Origin of the sequence: Thioalkalivibrio sp. AKL9, from assembly GCF_000377825.1 — a bacterium.
Classification (GTDB): domain Bacteria; phylum Pseudomonadota; class Gammaproteobacteria; order Ectothiorhodospirales; family Ectothiorhodospiraceae; genus Thioalkalivibrio; species Thioalkalivibrio versutus.
The window spans coordinates 35,921-55,617 of the sequence record NZ_KB905108.1 but is presented as its reverse complement, the minus strand read 5'-3'; the positions used below and the strand labels follow the sequence as shown (position 1 = coordinate 55,617).

The 19,697-nt window shown below is 65.7% G+C and carries 16 protein-coding genes; 15 read left to right on the top strand and 1 reads right to left on the bottom strand.

The features are described 5' to 3' along the window. Nucleotides 1–13 precede the first annotated feature (13 nt). The 8 genes from D573_RS0107030 to D573_RS0106995 all read left to right on the top strand — a co-directional run bounded on the left by D573_RS0107030 (nt 14) and on the right by D573_RS0106995 (nt 7,522). Nucleotides 14–1,285, top strand: coding sequence for an OmpP1/FadL family transporter (locus tag D573_RS0107030; RefSeq protein ID WP_018938854.1), 1,272 nt, complete (start codon nt 14–16; stop codon nt 1,283–1,285). 204 nt (nt 1,286–1,489) lie between these two features. Next, on the top strand, nt 1,490–2,446 hold the full coding sequence (locus tag D573_RS0107025; RefSeq protein WP_018938855.1) for a hypothetical protein: 957 nt from the start codon (nt 1,490–1,492) through the stop codon (nt 2,444–2,446). Between the two features lie 154 nt (nt 2,447–2,600). Beyond that, nucleotides 2,601–3,029 (top strand): hypothetical protein, encoded by a 429-nt coding sequence (locus D573_RS0107020; protein WP_018143994.1) that lies wholly within the window; start codon nt 2,601–2,603, stop codon nt 3,027–3,029. A 3-nt stretch (nt 3,030–3,032) separates the two neighbouring features. Continuing rightward, nucleotides 3,033–4,076 (top strand): lipoate--protein ligase family protein, encoded by a 1,044-nt coding sequence (locus D573_RS0107015; protein WP_018938856.1) that lies wholly within the window; start codon nt 3,033–3,035, stop codon nt 4,074–4,076. Nucleotides 4,077–4,115: 39 nt separating this feature from the next. Beyond that, the gene (locus tag D573_RS0107010; RefSeq protein WP_018143992.1) at nt 4,116–4,499 is read left to right on the top strand and encodes a hypothetical protein; all 384 of its coding nucleotides are present in this window, start codon (nt 4,116–4,118) and stop codon (nt 4,497–4,499) included. Between the two features lie 53 nt (nt 4,500–4,552). Further along, nucleotides 4,553–5,758, top strand: coding sequence for a glycine betaine/L-proline ABC transporter ATP-binding protein ProV (gene proV, locus D573_RS0107005; RefSeq protein ID WP_018176083.1), 1,206 nt, complete (start codon nt 4,553–4,555; stop codon nt 5,756–5,758). Between the two features lies 1 nt (nt 5,759). Next, nucleotides 5,760–6,602: a proline/glycine betaine ABC transporter permease gene (locus tag D573_RS0107000; RefSeq protein ID WP_018938857.1), complete on the top strand. Its 843-nt coding sequence runs from the start codon at nt 5,760–5,762 to the stop codon at nt 6,600–6,602. 50 nt (nt 6,603–6,652) lie between these two features. After that, the gene (locus tag D573_RS0106995; RefSeq protein WP_018143989.1) at nt 6,653–7,522 is read left to right on the top strand and encodes a glycine betaine ABC transporter substrate-binding protein; all 870 of its coding nucleotides are present in this window, start codon (nt 6,653–6,655) and stop codon (nt 7,520–7,522) included. A gap of 578 nt (nt 7,523–8,100) precedes the next feature. Here D573_RS0106995 and D573_RS0106990 read toward each other — a convergent pair. Then, nucleotides 8,101–8,418, bottom strand: a complete 318-nt coding sequence (locus D573_RS0106990; RefSeq protein WP_018143988.1) for a hypothetical protein — start codon at nt 8,416–8,418, stop codon at nt 8,101–8,103. 251 nt (nt 8,419–8,669) lie between these two features. Between D573_RS0106990 and D573_RS0106985 the strand changes: the two genes are divergently transcribed. The 7 genes from D573_RS0106985 (at nt 8,670) to ilvB (ending at nt 19,677) form a co-directional block, all read left to right on the top strand. Then, entirely contained in the window at nt 8,670–9,530 is an 861-nt protein-coding gene (locus tag D573_RS0106985) for a CbbQ/NirQ/NorQ/GpvN family protein (protein ID WP_018168425.1), read from the top strand. Further along, the gene (locus D573_RS0106980; RefSeq protein ID WP_018938858.1) at nt 9,527–12,082 is read left to right on the top strand and encodes a nitric oxide reductase activation protein NorD; all 2,556 of its coding nucleotides are present in this window, start codon (nt 9,527–9,529) and stop codon (nt 12,080–12,082) included. Before D573_RS0106985 ends, D573_RS0106980 begins: the two co-directional genes overlap by 4 nt. After that, nucleotides 12,079–13,296: an acetoin utilization protein AcuC gene (locus D573_RS0106975; RefSeq protein ID WP_018938859.1), complete on the top strand. Its 1,218-nt coding sequence runs from the start codon at nt 12,079–12,081 to the stop codon at nt 13,294–13,296. The genes D573_RS0106980 and D573_RS0106975 overlap by 4 nt, the downstream gene beginning before the upstream one ends. A gap of 303 nt (nt 13,297–13,599) precedes the next feature. After that, entirely contained in the window at nt 13,600–14,493 is an 894-nt protein-coding gene (locus tag D573_RS0106970) for a PEP-CTERM domain protein (protein WP_018938860.1), read from the top strand. Between the two features lie 246 nt (nt 14,494–14,739). Then, on the top strand, nt 14,740–15,909 hold the full coding sequence (locus D573_RS0106965) for an aldo/keto reductase (RefSeq protein ID WP_018938861.1): 1,170 nt from the start codon (nt 14,740–14,742) through the stop codon (nt 15,907–15,909). A gap of 135 nt (nt 15,910–16,044) precedes the next feature. Beyond that, nucleotides 16,045–17,628 carry a DNA mismatch repair protein MutS gene (locus D573_RS0106960; RefSeq protein ID WP_018938862.1) on the top strand — a complete coding sequence of 528 codons (1,584 nt, stop codon included), beginning with the start codon at nt 16,045–16,047 and terminating at the stop codon, nt 17,626–17,628. Between the two features lie 330 nt (nt 17,629–17,958). Then, nucleotides 17,959–19,677 (top strand): biosynthetic-type acetolactate synthase large subunit, encoded by a 1,719-nt coding sequence (gene ilvB / locus D573_RS0106955; RefSeq protein WP_018938863.1) that lies wholly within the window; start codon nt 17,959–17,961, stop codon nt 19,675–19,677. The last annotated feature ends 20 nt before the right edge of the window (nt 19,678–19,697 follow it).

The window sequence follows — 19,697 nt, the reverse complement described above, 5'->3', positions numbered from 1 at the left end:
AAGGAGATACAAAATGGAAGCACGCATCATTCGCCGCAGCGTGGTGACGATCGCGGTCGGCCTGGCCATGGGCTCCGCCGGCGTCGCGCACGCCACCAACGGCTACTTCGCCCACGGCTACGGCACCAAGGCCAAGGGTATGGGGGGCGTCGGCATGGCGATTTCCCAGGATTCCTACGCCCCGGGCATCAACCCCGCCGGCATCGCCGGCATGGAATCCCGTATCGATGGCTCCCTCGCCTACTTCCGTCCCGAACGTTCCGTGACGTTTAACGATATGGGCGATATGACGATCGATTCCGACAGTGAAGACTTCTTCATCCCGTCGATTGGGTATGTCCAGCAGATCGACGAGAACCGATCCTGGGGTATTGCACTGCTGGGGAACGGGGGGCTGAATACGGATTACCCTGCCTTTGATCGTCAATGCCAGAATCCGCAGGATCCGAACGGGCCACTGGTTCCGGGACAAGGCGTGTTCTGCAGTGGTTCGGCGGGGGTTGATCTTGAGCAACTCGCGATCATTCCGACCTACGCCCAGAAGTTCGCAGATGGTCGCGTTAGCGTGGGTTTTAGCCCGATCATCAGCTATCAACGTTTTAGTGCGAAGGGAATCGAGGCATTCAATCAGGCCAGCGCCGAAGGAGATACGGGAAGTGGTAGCGGTACCGATACCACGTGGGGCTACGGCGCCCAGATCGGCTTTCAGGCCGAGTTGGCTGAAGGTGCCCGGGTCGGGGCGAGCTACCGCTCCAAGATCCGCAACGGGGACTTCGATGACTACAGCGGTCTCTTCGCCGATGGCGGGAGTTTCGATGTCCCGTCCACCTACGGTTTGGGTTTCTCGGTTGATGTTAGCCCGAGCGTCACTCTTTCCGCCGATTACCAGCGCATCAATTACACGGATGTCGCTGCGATCTCGAACCCGGGCGACTCTGGGCTTCTGGGGGCGCCGAACGGTGCCGGCTTTGGCTGGCAAGATATCGATATCTTCAAGTTTGGCGCTCAGTATGAAGCCGGAAATGACTGGACCTGGCGAGTGGGCTACAACCGGGGGGAAAACCCGATTCCGTCTAGCGAAGTGGAATTCAACATCCTGGCCCCGGCCGTGATGGAAGATCACTTCACCTTTGGGTTCACCAAGGGCTTTGGCAATCAGCATGAGCTGAATTTTGCGGCAATGTACGCGCCGCGGCAGAGCGTTCGTGGACCTACCCAGCAAGGTGAAGCGACCATCGAGATGCGTCAGTACGAGCTCGAGATCGGGTACGCGTACCGGTTCTGATCGGGAGGCCCGGGGCGGTCGCCTGACCGCAGCGGGCCTCGGTGTTATGCGCCCGGGAGGGGCGCCTGGCCTTGAGGGGAAGGCCGGATCCGCCAGGGAGGGCGGGTGACCCCGAGGTTCGTGACGCACTGGGGGTGCGTTCCGGGCCCTTCTTCCTGCCGAGCATTCCGCTCGAACCTATTAGTGAATTCAAAGGAGGATGCCATGCGAGCAATCCACGCCTTGCGCGGGAGCGTCCGTGCGGTCGGCATGGTCGCGGCGGTTGCGCTGTTCGCGGCGAGCCAGACCGTGGCGGCCGATGCCTATCGCCCGTTTGTACTGGCCTACACCGAATCGGGGACCGATGTCTCCGGCGAGGCTGCCAGTGTGCGGGAACGCCTGGAGGGGGCCGACTTCCGGTTTCTGGGCGAATACCCCGTCAGCAATGACCGACACGTGGTCGTGGTCACCCACGATGACCTGCTGTCCGTCGCCGGCTCGGAGGAGCGGGGTGGCTATATCGCCCCGATCCGCGTGGCCGTAACCGCGGTCGATGGCGAGTTGCAGGTGAGCTACAACAACCTCGAGTACTTCCGTCACGCCTATCGCCTGGATCGTCCGGTCACGGGTGTCGCCAACCGCCTGTCCAGCACTCTGGGTGCCGAACGCGAGTACGGTTCCGAGGACGGGCTGAGCGAACGTGATCTCGGCCGCTATCGCTATACCTTTGGCATGGAGCGCTTTGATGCCCCGTACGAGCTGGCCAGTCATGGCTCCCGGCGGGCGGCGCTGAGCGAGCTGGATGGCAATCTCGCATCCCGTGTTGCCGGGGTCAGCGAGGTCTACCGGGTGGACATCCCGGGGCAGGACGTCACCGTGATCGGCGTGGCCGTGCGCGAGGCCGACGGGGCCGCCCAGGACTCGGCCGACCTGCACCAGCTCGGCATCGTGGATGTGGGCGAGTTCCGCCATACCGCGACCGTGCCGCTGGAGATCATGGTCCGCGGGGGCGAGGTGGAGGCGCTGCACATGCGTTTCCGCAAGGCGCTGCATTTCCCGGATCTGCGGATGCTGGGGGACAACAGCTTCATGCGTCTGCGCAGCTCGCCCGGCGCGCTGGAGGAGACCCTGAAGGCGGTCGCCGGCTTTGAGGAACCGGAGGACAGCGGATTCGAGTGGTAACCCCGCTATAATCCGTACGCGCCACGGAACGGCGCAAGGGGTGGCGGAATTCCCGCGTACCCCACTCAAGAACCCCGGTCTGCCGGGGTTTTTTTACGGCCCGGGCACGCAGTTGTTTTATGCTCCCGCAACACTCGCGGCAGGATGTACATCCATGAAATCGATGAAGATCGCCAATATTGGCGAGATCCGCAACGAACTCAACAAGTACAAGAAGGGCAAGAAGCTCGATATCCATCAGTTCAACCAGGTCGCGCGCCTGGCCTGGCTCGGCAAGATCGTGATGCAGCCGCTGGATCTGGAGGATGCCGAGTGCAAGTCCTTCCTGGTCTACATCCAGGAGCCGGAAGAGCTGGCCGCGCACTTTCTCGATACCGATCAGGAGCTGTCCGGCGGCATCCATATCATCGATGGCGAGCAGGCCATGGCCATGGTCGAGATCATGCGCAGTGGGGTCGAGGAACGCGCCAAGCTGTACGAGGATCTCTCGCGCAGTGACTTCTATTTCCGTTACTTCTACCAGCCCGGCCAGGAGGACAAGGCGGACGATCCCGCTGCCGGCCAGGACAAGACCGAGGGCTGACACTTGGTCGCATCGACGGTGACCCCGGAGTGGCTCGACGCCGGGGCTCGCTCCGCCGAGGAACTCCACGCGCTGTATGCGGGGCTGGCGAGCATGACCTCGCCGGACGCCCCCCCGCGCGTCCTCTGGACGCACGCCCGCGAGCCACATATTTCGGTCGGCGCCAGCCAGGATGCCGCGTCCGATCTGGACCTTGCGGCCTGTGCGGAGCAGGGCGTCCCGGTGGTGCGGCGCCCGCTGGGCGGTGGCTCGGTCTGGGTGGATGCCGATCAGGCCTGTTTCTTCCTGATCCAGCCGCGTCATGTCCTCGCTCGGGGGCATCGCCACTTGTTTGCCATGGGCCTGGGCATTGCGATGGATGTCCTGCGCGAGCTTGGGCTGGAGGGCGTGGAGGCGCGGGGTCAGGATGTCTGGGTCCAGGGGCGCAAGATCATGGGCACCGGCGCGGCCACGCTCGACGAGGGCTGCGTGTTCGGGGCCAGTTTCCTGCGGCACTTCCCGGTCGAGCGTTTTCTCGCCTGTGTCCATGCCCCTAGCGAGGGCTACCGCGACTGGCTGCGCCCGGCGCTGGAGACCGGCATGACGGATTGCGCCCGTCAGTGCCCGGAGCCGCCCGAGCCCGCGCAGGTCGAGGCCGCCCTGCGCGCGGTCCTGGAGCGCCGTTTCGGCGTGCCGGTGCGGGTGATCGAGCCGGACCGAGACACCATCGAACAGTGGCTGGCGGCCGGGCGCGAGGAGCTCGAGGATCTGGCCGACGGGCAGGGGTCGCCTGCGGTGCGCGACGGGATCCGCGTGAACCGCGACAACCACGTGTTCGAGACCCGCGGGGCCTGTGGGCGCCTGCGTCTGCACGTCGAGGGCTCGCACATCGCGCGGGTCTGGTGCGAGGATCCGGCGACCACCGCCATCCTCGAGGAGCACCTGATTGGCGAGTCCCCGGAGCGCCTGCGCGTGCGCTCGCGCCTGAATGGCCAGCTCGATGCCCGCATGGTCGACGAGATCAGTGCCCGCATCGACGGGCTCTATCGCGGAATCGCGGCGGCCTGACCCGCCCTTTCCGTTACCCACGAACGCCGGAGATGCCGTATGTCCGAACCGACGATCGAACGCCGCCTGGAGAAACGCGTCATCCTGATGACGCAGGATGCCGGCTTGACCGAGCGCATGCAGGCCCAACTGCCGCAGGGCTGGCAGTTGCACCGGGTGACCGACCTGGATGAACTGGGTCCGTGGAACGAGATCCTGCTGTATCGCTTCCTGCTGCTGGATCTGGACGAGATCGAGGCCTTCGACCCGCTGGACGTGATCCGGATGCTGCGCATGGAATACCAGATCAATCTTCCGGTATTCTGCTTCGGCGGGGATCAGGACATCCAGGACGAGATGCGCCTGGCCCGCGCCGATCGTTTCTTCGGGCGCGACGAAATGATCGACAAGCTTCCCGAGTTCATTCGCCAGTACGACTGGTAACGGGCCCCGGTCCGGCCTGACGGTCGGACGCAGCGTTACAGGGAGATCGTGGCATGGAACCCATCATCCGGGTGCGCGAGCTGTACAAGGTCTTCGGGCCGAACCCGCAGGAAGGCCTGCGGCTGATCGAGGACGGCCTGGACAAGGACACCATCTTCGAGCGCACCGGCAACACGGTGGGCGTGAAGGACTGCAACCTCGATATCGCCGAGGGCGAGATCTTCGTGGTGATGGGGTTGTCCGGATCGGGCAAGTCCACCCTGGTGCGCCTGCTTAACCGCCTGATCGAGCCCACTGCCGGCACCGTGGAGGTCCGTGGGCGTGACGTCACGCGCATGAGCCAGCGCGATCTGATCCGGTTGCGCAGCGAGGATCTGGCGATGGTGTTCCAGTCTTTCGCCCTGATGCCGCACAAGACCGTGATCGACAACGCCGCCCTCGGCCTGGAGATCGCCGGGGTCGGCCGCACCCGGCGCCGTGAACGCGCCCAGGAGGCCCTGGACCAGGTGGGTCTCAAGGCCCATGCCCGCAGTTATCCGGATGAACTTTCCGGCGGCATGCAGCAGCGCGTGGGCCTGGCCCGTGCGCTGGCCACCGACCCCTCGATCATGCTGATGGACGAGGCCTTCTCGGCGCTGGACCCGTTGATCCGCACCGAGATGCAGGACCGCCTGCTGGACCTGCAGCGCGAGCACCGACGTACGGTCGTGTTCATCTCCCACGATCTCGACGAGGCGATCCGGATCGGGGATCGCATCGCCATCATGCAGGGGGGCGAGGTGGTGCAGGTCGGTACGCCGAAGGAAATCATCACGCACCCAGCCAACGAATACGTGCGCTCGTTCTTCCACGGCGTGGACATCACCCAGGTATTCCAGGCCTGCGACATCATGGACAGCGAGAACATCCCGGTGCTGGATGCCGATACCACGGCCGGCGAGGCGCGCAACCGGATTGCCCACGTGCCGGGCAACGAGGCCGTGATCGTCGATGCCGGCGGGCGCTTCCAGTCCGTCGTCCAGGCCAAGCGTCTGGGCGAGCTTACCCTGGATCGCGCCGCCAGCGAGGTCGCGGTGGAGGTGGAGCCGGTCCCCGAAGATACGGCGTTGGCCGACCTGCCGCGGCGTGCTGCGCAGAGCCCGGTATCCATCCCGGTGGTGGATGGCGAGGGCCGGTTCCGCGGCCTGGTAACCCTGCAGCGCCTGGTCGAGGCCCTGGACCGCAGCCGCAACGCGGCCGCCGCGAATGGAGATTACTGACATGGAAGGGCGCATCAATATCCCGGTGGGCGACTGGATCGAGAATGGAGTCGACTGGATCCTCGATAACCTGGAGCCGGCGCTGGACGGTATTGCCTGGTTCCTGGGGCTGCTGACCAATTCCTTCGAGGGGGCGTTGCTCGCGATCCCCGCCTGGCTGCTGGTGCTGGTGCTGGTGGGGCTCAGCTGGTGGCGGGTCAGCTGGCGATTCGGCATCTTCGCTATCGTGGCGCTGGGCCTGATCCTCGGGATGGACCTGTGGGAGCCCACCATCAAGACGTTGTCGCTGGTGCTGGCGGCCACCGCCGTGGCGCTGGCGATCGGCATGCCGGTCGGGGTCGCGATGGCGCGCAGCGACTGGATCGAGGCCTCCATCCGTCCGGTGCTGGATCTGATGCAGACCATGCCGCCCTTCGTCTACCTGATCCCCGCCGCAATCTTCTTCGGGCTGGGCACGGTGCCCGGTGCGATCGCCACGGTGGTGTTCTGCATGCCGCCGGTGGTGCGTCTGACCAATCTCGGCATCCGCCAGGTAAACCGCGAGCAGATCGAGGCCGGGCTGGCCTTCGGTTGCAATCGGCGCCAACTCCTGACCAAGATTCAGTTGCCTCTGGCGATGCCGTCGATCATGGCGGGGATCAACCAGACCATCATGCTGGCGCTCTCCATGGTGGTGATCGCGTCGATGATCGGTGCCGGCGGGCTTGGCAACACCGTGCTCACCGGTATCCAGCGGCTCGATGTCGGGCTGGGGTTCGAGGGCGGCCTGGGGGTCGTGATCCTCGCCATCCTGCTCGACCGGATCACTCAGAGCGTAGGACTGCGGCGCAAGGCGAGCAGTTGACCGGCCCTCGCGTCGCGCTATCCGTTTCACTCGAAGGAAGGAGTAGCACGATGAACAAGACACTGACTTCAACCCTGCTGGGCGGCGTGCTGGCCGCCTCCATGGGCCTCTCCACGGCCCAGGCCGACGATATCCAGATTGGCTGGACCGCGTGGTCCGACGCCGAGTTCGTGACCCGGCTGGCCGAACGCGTCATCGAGGACGAGATGGGCTACTCGGTCGATCTGATCCAGACCGATATCGCCCCGCAGTACCAGGGTCTGGCCTCCGGCGACATCGACATGATGCTGATGGCCTGGCTGCCAGGGACCCACGCCGACTACATGGATCGTGTGGGTCAGGACGTGGTGAACCTGGGGCCGCTGTACGGAAACGCCCGCCTTGGCTGGGTGGTGCCGGACTATATCCCCGAGGACGAGCTCGGTTCCATCGAGGACCTGAAGAAGGACTCCGTGCGGGACAAGCTGAATGGCCGCATCACCGGGATCGACCCGGGCGCGGGCCTGACGCGGCTGTCGGAAGAGGCCATGGAGACCTACGGCCTGGATGGCTACAACCTGCAGATCTCCTCCGGGGCGGGCATGACCTCCGCGCTGGAACGCGCCATCCGTCGTGACGAGTGGATCGTGGTGACCGGCTGGAGCCCGCACTGGAAATTCGGCGCCCATGATCTGCGTTACCTCGAAGACCCGGAAGGGGCCCTGGGCAGCTTCGAACGCATCCATGCCCTGGCGCGTGAAGGCTTCGCCGAGGAGTACCACGACGTGGCGATGATGATCTCGCGTATGCACCTGGATCTCGAGGTCCTGGAAGACGCGATGTTCTACGCCCAGGAAAACTCCTACGCGGAGGCCGTGGATCGCTTTATCGAGGACAACCCGAAGTACGTGCAGTACTGGGTGACCGGCGTGATCGACTGATCACCGCAGGCCATGGCCATGCCCGAAAGCCCCGCTCCGGCGGGGCTTTCTTCGTCTGGGGCCCCGACTCCATTGTTAACCACGAAGCGCACGAAGATACGAAGAAGGGCCAAGGCGGTTGCACCGCGGAGGACACAAACAGTTCGCAGAAGCGCGATTAGGGGGCGGGCGACGGGTCATTCGGAACACCTTGTCGGCATTCTCCGATCACCATGAAGACGCCCCTCCCTCGGCATCCCGGAAACCGCGCAGCGGTTATCCGGGATCGCCACTGCTGGAGATCACCCGGACGTCCGGGGGCTCGCCCGGGAGATCCCGGCTCTCCGCTTCGCTGCGGCCGGGATGACGAGGGGGTATGCGGCCGGGATGACGAGGGGGTATGAGGCCGGGGATAACGAGGGGGTATTTGGCCGGGGATGACGAGGGGCGTGCGGCCGGGGATGACGGGGGCGTGTGGCAGGAGATGGCAAGGGACGGTTGTGGCTGGACCCGAAACGCGAAAGGCCCCGGGCAGGTTGCCGCGGGGCCTTTCGCTGTTGCCGTCCCCGATGGAGCGGGGCCGCGCTGGCCGGACTGGATCAGCCGATCCAGGCGTGTTCCAGCACGTCGATGCGGACCTTCTCGTGGAAGGTCTCGCCATTGCCCTCGATCACCAGGTCGCCAATGCGGGTGCCGGCGGTGTCGTAGCTGAACTTGCAGTCGAAGGTGCCCGGCAGGGACACGCTGCCCTCGCACAGGGTCTCGCCTTCCACGGAGAACGAGCACTGGGCGCTGCCGGAGCCGTTCAGCACGGCCTGCAGCCGGAATTCCTCGTTGACCGGACGACGGTAGAAGTTCGGGTCGCGGTTCGGGTTGTACTGCAGGTTGTTCAGCTTGACGAGCTTGACAAGTTTCATACCGGGTCCTCTATTGAAGCGCTGAATCCGAGTGACGGGCGCATCCGCAAGACCAACCCCGCAGCCGTGGGGCGTTTGGTTCATGCAAGTGCGCAGGTTCGATAGAATAGAAACAGAGAATGATACAACAAAGCCTGCGGGAACACGATTGGCGGCCCGCCCAACGCGCAGCAGGGTAACGCCGCCCCCGCGCATACACCAGTCCCGGCCCCGCGGTCAGTCCCGACCCCGCGGTCGACATCGGAGATCCCATGAAGAACCTGATCAACCGCATCCGCGGTGTGGAACGCGACGTCATCGAGAAACCGGGGGACGCGGGTGACGCCCCGTTCTACAAGCCCCAGCGCGACGAGATCGAGATCTTCAAGGCGGCCTACTCGAAGCGCCTGCCGGTGATGCTCAAGGGGCCGACCGGTTGCGGCAAGACCCGCTTCCTGGAGCACATCGCCCACGTCCTGGGCCAGCCGCTGGTGACGGTGTCCTGCCACGAGGACCTGACCAGTTCCGACCTGGTCGGCCGCTTCCTGCTGGAGGGCGAGGAAACCGTCTGGCAGGACGGCCCGCTGACGCGCTCGGTCAAGGAGGGTGCGATCTGCTACCTCGACGAAATCGTCGAGGCGCGCACCGACACGACCGTGGTGATCCACCCGCTGACTGACCACCGCCGCCAGCTCCCGCTGGACAAGAAGTCGCAGATCATCGATGCGCACGAAGACTTCATGCTGGTGATCTCCTACAACCCGGGCTATCAGACCGTATTGAAGGACCTTAAGCCCTCCACCAAGCAGCGCTTCGTCGGTATCCACTTCGACTACCCGGAGGAGGACGTCGAGCGCGAGATCGTGGCCAAGGAATCCGGTGGCCTGGATGCCGATCGCGTGGAGAAGCTGGTCGCCGCCGGGCGCAAGGCGCGCGCGCTGAAGGACCACGGTCTGGAAGAGGCCACCTCCACCCGTGCGCTGGCCTACGCCGGCGAACTGATGCAGGCGGGCTTGAGCCCGCGTGTCGCCTGCCGCGCCGCGATGATCGCCCCGATCACCGATGACCCCGAGCTGATCCAGGCACTGGAGGAGATCTTCGACGCCCACTTCCCCGAGTCCGAAGCGGCGTGAGTGACCCCGCGACTCAAGGCGGCGCGAAACCGGAGGCGGAAGAACTCGTCGAGATCGAGGAGATCCTCCAGCACCTGGAGGACATCAGCTTCGTCGCGCACCGCGATACGAAGGAGGCCCTGCCGGCGATCCGTCCGTTCGGGGCGACCATCGCGCGGCGCTGGATCGAGACCGCGCGCGACCTGTTCTTCCATGACCGCGAGGCCGGCAAGAGCTTCATGCGCCACTCGGCCCGGCTTGCCGAGCACATGCAGACGGTGGAGCTGTGGCTGGAGCAGGCTGCGCGCTTTCAGGAGTGGGTGAACTCCAATTACGCCCTGGAAGGCTTCATGGCGCAGGCCGACCGGGTGTACGCGGAGTGGGGCGAGGCCGGCGAGCGCGAGTGGGCCGAGATCGGCCTGCGCTGGTGCGCGCGCAGCCTGCCGGATGCCCGGGCCTATTTTGAGGCCCCATTCGACAAGCTCTCGGGCGGGCGCGGCATCGAGGGCCTGCGCGCCCTGATCGAGCCGGCCGAAAAGCTGTTCGACGAGCGTGGTCTGACCCTGGACGCCTACCTCGAGGGTGCCCCGATCGCGCGCAACCTGGTCGGTGACGCGGGGCTGCTTTCCTGGGCGCGGCGCGGGGCGGACTTGCTGAAGGCCGGGCGCTCGCGTGGCGAGGCCTATTTCCGCCTGGAGAGCGACGAGAGTCTGAAGCTCCTGCTGGAGGCGCTGCCGGGCTTCCGCCCGCGGATGAACGGGCGCTTCCTGCGCCTGGTGCTGATGGCCTGGCTGGATGCCGACATCCCGCTGGCCGACTCCAGCTGGAAGCCGGGCGAGGGCCGCCCGATGCTCGAGACCGACGGGCGCCGCCTGTTCATGCCGGCCGTGATGGACTCCCGCGAGGAGGCGATCGTCGCCACCCAGCACGCGGCCGCGCATCTCGCCTTTGATACCTACGCGCAACCCGACGTCGAGCGCCTGTTCGAGCGCGCCGGCGCCGAGCATCCGCCGCTGGACGATAAGTCGCGCATCACCTGGCGCCCGTTGTTCGCTCAGTTCGAGGCGCGCATGTTCAGCTTCCAGGTGCTGTTTGACCTGGCCGAGGATCTGCGCGTGAACGCGCGCCTGGCCCCGCGCATCCCGAACTTCCTGTCGCGCCTGGTGGAACTCGCCCGCGCCCACGAGCGTCCGGAGGGTGCGGCCGGCATCTACTACGACTTCGCCCTGCGCGCCCACGAGGCCCTGCTGCGCGGTGAGGCCCAGGACCCGCGCCTGGCGCGCATGCTGGAGCCGGACGCCGATATCGTCACTGCGTGGGCCGTGGGCGAGGAACTGTTCGCCGACGATACCTTCCCGGACATCACGATCGAAGAGCGTGCCGAGGCCTATCTGCCGGGGCTGTCGCTGAACCAGTCGCTGCCCGTCTACCCACAACGCAAGCGCGACGGCAGCCTGGCCGACTTCCGCGACCACGAGGCGCACGACGAGCACAAGCTCGAGCACCAGAAACAGGAAGAACAGCCCCAGCAGGCCCCGGAGCAGGCGCAGAAGGATCCGGACGCGGACATCCAGACCCCGCAGCAGGAGACCTCCGGCACCGGCGGGCGCATCGGCACCGGCATCCCGCAGCCGGCCCAGGTGGCCAAGCGCGGCGTACCCTATACGCCACGGAAGGACGGCATCCCGTATCCCGAGTGGGACTACCGCGAACAACGCTACATCTCCGACTGGGTGAACCTCTACGAGCGCGTGCTGGACGACGAGAACCCGGAGCTGGCGGCGACCATCCTGTCGGAGAACGCCGATACCCTGAAGCGTCTGACCCGCGGCCTGGAGATGCAGCGCCCGATGCGCCTGGCGCCGCAGCGCAAACAGCTGGACGGCGACGAGCTGGATACCGAGGCGGTGATCGACTACATCGCCGACAAGAAGGCCGGGCTCTCGCCCAAGGCCTTCATCTACCGCCGCCGCGCAGTGCAGCACCGCGACACCTCGGTGCTGATGCTGGCGGACATGTCCACCTCCATCATGGCGCGCCACCCGAGTGGGCAGGGCAAGATCGTCGACCGCATCCGCGAGGGGATGATGCTGTTCGCCGAGGCGATCGAGAAGGTCGGCGATCCCTACGCGCTCGCCGGCTTTGCCTCCAAGCAGCGTGACCAGGTCAACTACTACTGGTTGAAGGATTTCAACGAGGACTTGAACGACACCGTGCGCGCCCGCATCGCCGGGGTGTCCGGGCGCCTGGCCTCGCGCATGGGGGCGGGCATCCGTCACTCGCTGGAGGCGTTCAAGCGCAACTCCAGCCAGCGCCGCCTGTTGCTGATCCTCACCGACGGGCGCCCGGCCGACTATGACGACGGCGGTGACCAGCGCTATCTGCACGAAGACACCCGCATGGCGATGAAGGAGGCGGTGGATGCCGGCATTCACCCCTTCTGCATCACCCTGGACCCGTCCGGGTCCGAGTACCTGCCGGCCATCTTCGGCCCCGGCCACTACACCATCATCGACCACGTGGACGAGCTGCCGCGCCGTCTGCCCGAGATCTACCTGAGGCTGCGCCAGTGAATGCCACCCCCGAAGCCATCGATCAGGACGCCACAGCCCCGGGGTCGGAGCGCGCTCCGGCCCGGCGCCACGCGACCCTGCTGCATGCGCCGCGCTATCGCGGGCACAGCTACGGTGACAATCACCCACTGGGTATCCCGCGCGTCTCGCTGACCATTGACCTGATCGAGGCCTATGACGCGATCACCCCCGGGGAGATGGCCGTCACGCGCCGTGCGCAGCCGGCCGAGCTCGAATGGTTCCACACCCGCGAGTATGTCTCCGCGATGCAGCGCGCCGAGGCGCTGGGCAAGGTCTTCCAGCGCTACCGCGACCGCCACAACATCGGCAACTTCGAAAACCCGTTCTTCGCCGGCTTCTTCGCCACCCCGGCCACTGCCACCTTCGGCTCCATCCAGGGCGCCGAGGTCGTGCTGGGCGGGCAGATGGCCTTTAATCCGGCTGGCGGCATGCACCACGCCGCCCCCGACCAGGCGCGCGGTTTCTGCTACTTCAACGACCCCGCGCTCGCGATCCTGCGCCTGCGCCAGGCCGGCCAGCGGGTGCTCTATCTCGACATCGACGCCCACCACGGTGATGGCGTCGAGGCCGCGTTCACCGACGACCCGGATGTCCTCACCGTCTCCCTGCACATGGATACCGAATACGGCTATCCCTTCGAGGGCGGCCGCATCGAGGACAGGGGTCCGCTCGGCAACGCCGTGAATGTGCCGCTGCCGAAGGAGACCAATGACAGCGAATTCCGCGCCGCCTTCACCCGGGTCTGGGACGCGGTGCTTGATCGCTGGCGGCCGGACGTGATTGTCGTCCAGGCCGGCACCGATGCCCTGCTGCCGGATCCGCTCGGCAAGTTCGGCATCTCCACGCAGTGTTTCCTCGCCTGCATCGACGACGTGATCGAGACCAGCCCGCGCCATGCGGATGGCACGCCGAAGCTGCTGGTCCTCGGCGGTGGCGGTTATCACCCCCTCGCGCTCGCTCGCTGCTGGACCGGCGTCTGGTCCCTGCTGACCGGGCGCGACCTCCCCGCCGCGATCCCCGCGGCCGGCCAGGCCTTGCTGCGCGAGGTCGACTGGGACATGGACGAGGAAGAGGCGTGGTACGCGAACCTGTTCGTCTCCCGCCTGGACGCCGACCGTTCCGGCCCCGTGCGTCCCGAACTCGAGGACCGCCTGGAGCGGCTTTTCCATACACACCCGCTGTTGCGCGGGTAGTGAAGAGACGCTGACCCATCACCGGCCCGTGACTGCGGGCACAGACGATACCGAGCCTGGATTGTGGCTCCGAATCTCCTGGGGCGCCCATCGGGTGTAAAGCTTTCCGACGGGGTTTCGGGCCGTTTTCCCGAAAAATGTCGGAATGGTTTACACGAGGCCCTTCGCGGTGAATCGGGTTTGAGAAGAAATTCCGATCAAACAGGGTCTTATCGGCTTTGGCGTGTGTCTTGCTTCGTAGTTGCTCGAGAGGGCGAAAGGCGCCCTGAGCGGTCAACAGGCCGGGAGCCGGAGGTGAGTGTGATGCGCAAGTGGTGGAGTAAGCAGGTGGTGGTGCTAGCGGGCGTAATGCTCGCAGGCTCGGTGGCGAACGCGGCCATTATCGAGCTTCCGGACGTCGACGAGACCTATGACGGGATCCCGGTCGCCATTCAGTACAACGATTTCTATTCTTACTCCGGCTCGTTGCTGAACCAGTGGGGCTTCCTGTCGCAGGCCAACTACACCGGGCAGGGCACCGGCACGCTGGACCTGATTGTGGGCACGGGTGCGGGTGGTCAGAACAATCAGGGTATCGGGCCCGACGGCAGCTACAATTTTGAAGATCCCATGCCCTTCCCCGGTGGCGGCGCGAACGACTTCACCGGTAACTGGGGACTGGGTACCCAGGCCAATGGACCCGTGCTGGTGGACAACCTCCTGGCGTACCTGGATGCGATCAACCCGGGGGCCACGATCCCCACGTTCATCTTCGACCACAACCAGACAGGGGGGAACCCCGATCTGTTCGTCCAGGCCGAGGTCTTCATCTACGACCCCGTCACCGGGGAACGCGTGGCTCGCTGGATCTTCGACGACGGTAATGGCGGCCCGGTTCTCTCGCCCGGCGACGTCCAGGTGGTTGGCGAATCGGGCGAGGTGTACGAGGCCGATGCCAACAAGGGCAGTGGCAAGCTCGACTACATCGTGTTTGCCCCGACCATGGATCTCGGCCTGTTCTCCGGTGCGGGCTATCTGTTCGGGATCGATTTCTTCATGGACGACCTGAACAATGGCTTCGAGGAGCTCTATCTCAGCGGTCGATTCTCCACCACCGCCACTGAGGTCCCGCTGCCGGGGCCGGTCTGGTTGATCGGGCTTGGGCTCGTGATGCTGGGGGCCTTCCGCCGCTATCGGCATTCGGCCCCGGGCCTGTAGTCTCCGCTGGTTTCCCCTGCCGCCCCCTGACTTCCGGCTCGGGGCGGCCTCTGACCCGCGCCCTGGCACATGCCAGGGCGCGGCTGTTTGTGCGGCCGTACAATGCCGCCGGTAGTGGCCCGCTCGCGTTGCGGGTTTTCGCAAATCCCGTCCGCTGACGTACGATTCTCCCCCACATCGGGTGGGTGAGGGTTCGGGGCATCCCGGAATCCGTCACCTGGGGCCCGCGACCAATCGAGGAGACGCATGCAGCCCGTGCAGAAACTGATACCCGGATACGCCAATGCCAAGGCGACGCGTCGTTACGCAGAGCAGTTCGTGTCCGAGGGCAAGGCCGCCGAGGGGCATTACAGCGAGTTCTCGCGCGCGAAGATGCGCCTGTCGAGCCTCGGGATCGGCACCTTCGGCGGGGCAGCCACCGCCGAGGTCGACGCGCAGATCTCCGCGATCGTTGCGCGTGGCCTGGCCGAGGGCGTCAACGTGGTCGATACCGGCGCGCACTACCGCTACGGCCGGTCGCTGGCCGCGGTGGGGGCCGGTGTGCGCACCGCGCTGGAGGCCGGGGTTGCGCGCGAGGCGATGTTCCTGATCTCCAAGGGCGGCTTCCTGACCCTGCGTGGCGGGCCTCCGGACGATATGGAGGCCTGGTTCCAGCGCGAGATCGAGGCCCAGGGCATGGGTACGAAGGATGATCTGGCCAAGGGCGCGCATCTGCTGACGCCGGAATACCTCCACTACCAGATGGAGCTGTCGCGCTCGCTGATGGGGGTGGAGACGCTGGACGCGTTCCTGATCGACCAGCCCGAAGTGCACATCCACGAGATCGGCAAGGAGCCGACCAACCGCAAGCTGGAACCCGTGTTCGAGATGCTGGAGCGGGCGGTACTCGAAAAGAAGATCCGCACCTACGGCATCTCCACCTTCGAGGGCTTCCGCGAGGAGACCGACGCGGCGGTGTTCCAGTCGCTCACCTCGATGCAGGGCCTGGCCGAACGCGCCGCGCAGACGGTGACCGGCGACGACCATGCGCGGCACCACTTCAAGATCGCCATGCTGCCGTTCAACCAGGTGATGCTGGAAGGCTTTACCCGCTTCAACACCGCGACCGGGCAGGGCAATGTGGCCAGCCCGCTGCAGGCCGCGCACCAGCTGGAGGTGTACATGATCGCCTCGCATTCCATGCTGAAGGGGCATCTGGCGAAACAGTCGGTGGAGGTGGTCGAGCAGCAACTGGCGAGCCTGCCCAACCCGGCGCAGCGCGCGTTGCAGTTCAACCGCTCCACGCCGGGTCTGGGCACCTCGCTGGTCGGCATGAGCACGCCGGAACACCTGGACGACATGCTGGCGGTGATGCGCGAGCCGATGATGGACAAGAAGGCCTATCTCGGCATGTTCAAGAAGGCCGAGGAGGAATAACGCCTTGTAGGAGCGTGCTTGCACGCGAAGCCCCTGCCCGCGTCCGACTTTGGCAGGGGCTTCGCCGGCAAGCCGGCTCCTACAAGGGTTCCGGAGCCTCTGCGGTGGTGGAGATTTCATACACAAGGGTATGCCATGCAGGTTGATCTGAAGGCCCTCGAATTCCCCGCGATCCAGCGTCTGCTGGAGCGCCTGACTGCCACGCCCTATGGCGCCGACGCCGCGCGCGGGCTGGAACCGGCGCCGAATCTGGATGCGGCGCGGGCGCTGCAAAAGGCGGTGACCGTCGCACGCCAGCGTCTGGATGCCGGCACGCTGCCGCGGCTGGGCCAGCTGCCGGATGTGCGTGCCGCGCTGCGCCAGGCGGCCAACCCCGGTGCGGCGCTGCCGGTACAGGCCCTGCACAATCTCCAGGTCATCATGCGCCAGGCCCGTGAACTGGCGGATCAGTTGGCCGACACCCCGGAGATCTATCCGGCGGATCTGAACAAGCTGTACCCACCCGAGGCACTGGAAGAGCGCCTGGCTGCCTGCCTGAACCCCGGCGGCTCGCTGCGCGAAGACGCCAGCGCCGAGCTGGTCGAGGCCTTCGGGCAGCGCGGGCGGCTGCGTGACGAGGTCGAGGCGGTGGTGAAAAAGCGCCTGGCGGACTCCGATCTTGCGCAGAAGGGCGAGGATGCGCTGAAGGTGCAGTGGCACCAGGAGCGCGCAGTCATGGTGCTGCGCGGCGACGCGGCCGGGGCGGTCAAAGGTGTGCGTCGGGGCACCGCGATGGGTGGGCGCGACCAGATCGTGGAGCCGATCGAGGCGGTCCCGTTGAACAACCAGCTCGATACGGTCAACAGTCAGATCAACACCGAACAGCAGCGTCTGTTGCGCGAGCTGACCGATGGGGTGCGCCAGCATGGCGAGCCCCTGGACCTGATGCTGACCGCGCTGACCTGGATTGATCTGGCCTCGGCCGCCGCACAGCTTTCGGCGCAGATGAATGCCCATGCCCCGAGGCTGGAGCCCGAGGCCGGCGTGGAGCTGATCGAGGCCTACCACCCGCTGCTGCTGTTGCAGTTCGCCGAGGGGAACGGCCCGCAGCCGGTTCCCCTGTCGATCCGGCTGGATGGCGAACAGCCGCTGTTGCTGATTACCGGCCCGAACACCGGCGGCAAGACGGTCGCGCTGAAGACCCTGGGCCTGCTGGTCACCATGGCCTGGTGCGGGTTGCATATCCCGGCCGAGCAGGACTGTCGCATCGGTCGTTTTGATCGGGTCATGGTCGATGTCGGTGATCACCAGAGCCTGTTCCACCATCTGTCGACCTTCGCCGGGCATGTGGAGGTGCTCAAGCGGATCCTCGACCATGCTGGCTCCGAGAGCCTGATCCTGCTGGACGAGCTGGGTACCGGTACCGACCCCGACGAAGGTGCGGCCCTCGCCATGGCGATGCTGGACGAGCTGCGCGCCCGCGGTACGCGCGGGATCGTGAATACCCACCTGGCACCGCTGAAGGACTACGCGGCGCAGCATGCGGGCATCGTGAATGCCTCGATGCAGTTCGACGCGGACACCCTGTCGCCCACCTACCGGCTGCTGATCGGCGAGCCGGGGGTCTCCTTCGGGTTGACCATCGCCGAGAAGAACGGCCTGCCACCGCAGCTGGTGGCGCGGGCCCGCGAGCATTTCGCCGAGCTGCCCACCGCGCAGGCCGGGGGCGAGCACAGCTGACCTTGCCGCGCCCGCTCGGTTTGACGTCGGGGCCGCCCAAAAAGATCGCCACGTTGCTGCGCGCCTCGCAATGACGGTGCTCGCAACCCCGTCATTGCGAGGCCCCGCCAGGGGCCGTGGCAATCTCGCGGGACCGGCAGGCCGGCGGGGTCAGCCAGCCCCGTTTGCAGGTGGCTACATCGCTGGCTCCTCGCGACGTCTGTCGCGTGCCCATCCGCTTTATGGCGTGAAATGGGGGCGATTTCATATTAGAATGGTGGGCTATTTTGATTTGTGGTGCGTGATCGCCCGACGATCGTGCACAAGCCCCCGGTAAGGAAGTCGACCACCATGTCCGAGTCCGCAAGCTCCGCCACCGCCATCACCGGCGCCGAAATCTTCTGTCGCAGCCTCCAGGCCGAGGGCGTCGAAGTCGTATTCGGGTATCCCGGTGGTGCGGTACTGCACATCTATGATGCGCTGTACCGGCAGGACAAGGTCTCCCATGTGCTGGTGCGCCACGAGCAGGGTGCGGTGCACGCGGCCGAGGGCTATGCCAAGTCCTCCGACAAGCCGGGCGTGGCCCTGGTCACCTCGGGCCCCGGCGCGACCAACGCGATTACCGGGATTGCCGATGCCTACATGGATTCGGTGCCGCTGGTGGTGTTCACCGGGCAGGTGCCGACCAGCATGATCGGCAACGACGCCTTCCAGGAAGTGGATACCGTGGGGATCACGCGTCCCTGCGTGAAGCACAACTTCCTGGTGAAGGACGTGAAGGACCTGGCGTCCACGATCAAGAAGGCCTTCTACGTGGCGACCACCGGGCGTCCCGGCCCGGTGGTGGTCGATATCCCGAAGGACGTGACTGCCGATACCTGCGTGTTCGAGTACCCGGAGAGCATCCACATGCGCTCCTACAACCCGACCACGAAGGGGCATACCGGTCAGATCCGCAAGGCGGTGGACCTGATCCTGTCGGCCAAGCAGCCGATGATCTACACCGGCGGCGGCGTGATCCTGGGGCGTGGCTCCGAGGCCCTGACCGAGTTCACCCGCCAGCTGGGCTATCCGATCACCAACACCCTGATGGGGCTGGGTGGCTATCCGGCGTCGGACAAGCAGTTCCTGGGCATGCTGGGCATGCACGGCACCTACGAGGCCAACATGGCCATGCACCACGCGGATGTGCTGATCGCCATTGGCGCGCGCTTCGATGACCGCGTGACCGGCAACATCGAGAAGTTCTGTCCGCATGCGAAGATCGTGCACGTGGATGTCGATCCGTCCTCCATCTCCAAGAACGTGAAGGTGGACGTGCCGATCGTCGGCGAGGTAGAGCCGGTGCTGCGCGAACTGATCAAGGGCCTGAACGAGGCCGGCGGCAAGCCGGACGCCGAGGCCCTGGCCACCTGGTGGAAACAGATCGCGGAATGGCAGGCGCAGGACTGCCTGAAGTACGACCAGACCTCCGGGCTGATCAAGCCGCAGTACGTGGTGCAAAAGTTCTGGGAGCTGACCGAGGGCGATGCCTACGTGACCTCCGATGTCGGTCAGCACCAGATGTGGGCGGCGCAGTTCTATGGTTTCGACAAGCCCAATCGCTGGATCAACTCCGGTGGCCTGGGCACGATGGGCGTGGGTCTGCCGTTTGCGATGGGCGTGCAGTTCGCGCATCCGGAGGCGACGGTGGGCTGTATTACCGGCGAGGCCAGCATCCAGATGTGCATCCAGGAGCTGTCGACCTGCTTCCAGTACCAGCTGCCGCTGAAGATCCTGAACCTGAACAACCGCTATCTGGGCATGGTCCGGCAGTGGCAGGAGTTCTTCTATCAGGGCCGCTACGCCATGTCCTACATGGATGCGCTGCCGGACTTCGTGAAGCTGGCCGAGGCCTATGGCCACGTCGGTATCCAGATCACCCAGCCGGGCGACGTCGAGGGTGCGATCAAGGAGGCCCTGGCGCAGAAGGACCGCCTGGTGTTCATGGACTTCATTACCGACCAGTCCGAGAACGTGTATCCGATGATCCCGGCCGGTGCCGGCCAGAACGAAATGATCCTGGTCTGAGCCGGGTACAGGGAAGAGCC

What these genes read in the sequence shown, in the direction of transcription:
- D573_RS0107030 (WP_018938854.1), top strand. Translation starts at nt 14, where the DNA reads ATGGAAGCACGCATCATTCGCCGCAGCGTGGTGACGATCGCGGTCGGC.
- D573_RS0107025 (WP_018938855.1), top strand. Translation starts at nt 1,490, where the DNA reads ATGCGAGCAATCCACGCCTTGCGCGGGAGCGTCCGTGCGGTCGGCATG.
- D573_RS0107020 (WP_018143994.1), top strand. Translation starts at nt 2,601, where the DNA reads ATGAAATCGATGAAGATCGCCAATATTGGCGAGATCCGCAACGAACTC.
- D573_RS0107010 (WP_018143992.1), top strand. Translation starts at nt 4,116, where the DNA reads ATGTCCGAACCGACGATCGAACGCCGCCTGGAGAAACGCGTCATCCTG.
- proV (WP_018176083.1), top strand. Translation starts at nt 4,553, where the DNA reads ATGGAACCCATCATCCGGGTGCGCGAGCTGTACAAGGTCTTCGGGCCG.
- D573_RS0107000 (WP_018938857.1), top strand. Translation starts at nt 5,760, where the DNA reads ATGGAAGGGCGCATCAATATCCCGGTGGGCGACTGGATCGAGAATGGA.
- D573_RS0106995 (WP_018143989.1), top strand. Translation starts at nt 6,653, where the DNA reads ATGAACAAGACACTGACTTCAACCCTGCTGGGCGGCGTGCTGGCCGCC.
- D573_RS0106990 (WP_018143988.1), bottom strand. Translation starts at nt 8,418, where the DNA reads ATGAAACTTGTCAAGCTCGTCAAGCTGAACAACCTGCAGTACAACCCG.
- D573_RS0106985 (WP_018168425.1), top strand. Translation starts at nt 8,670, where the DNA reads ATGAAGAACCTGATCAACCGCATCCGCGGTGTGGAACGCGACGTCATC.
- D573_RS0106970 (WP_018938860.1), top strand. Translation starts at nt 13,600, where the DNA reads ATGCGCAAGTGGTGGAGTAAGCAGGTGGTGGTGCTAGCGGGCGTAATG.
- D573_RS0106965 (WP_018938861.1), top strand. Translation starts at nt 14,740, where the DNA reads ATGCAGCCCGTGCAGAAACTGATACCCGGATACGCCAATGCCAAGGCG.
- D573_RS0106960 (WP_018938862.1), top strand. Translation starts at nt 16,045, where the DNA reads ATGCAGGTTGATCTGAAGGCCCTCGAATTCCCCGCGATCCAGCGTCTG.
- ilvB (WP_018938863.1), top strand. Translation starts at nt 17,959, where the DNA reads ATGTCCGAGTCCGCAAGCTCCGCCACCGCCATCACCGGCGCCGAAATC.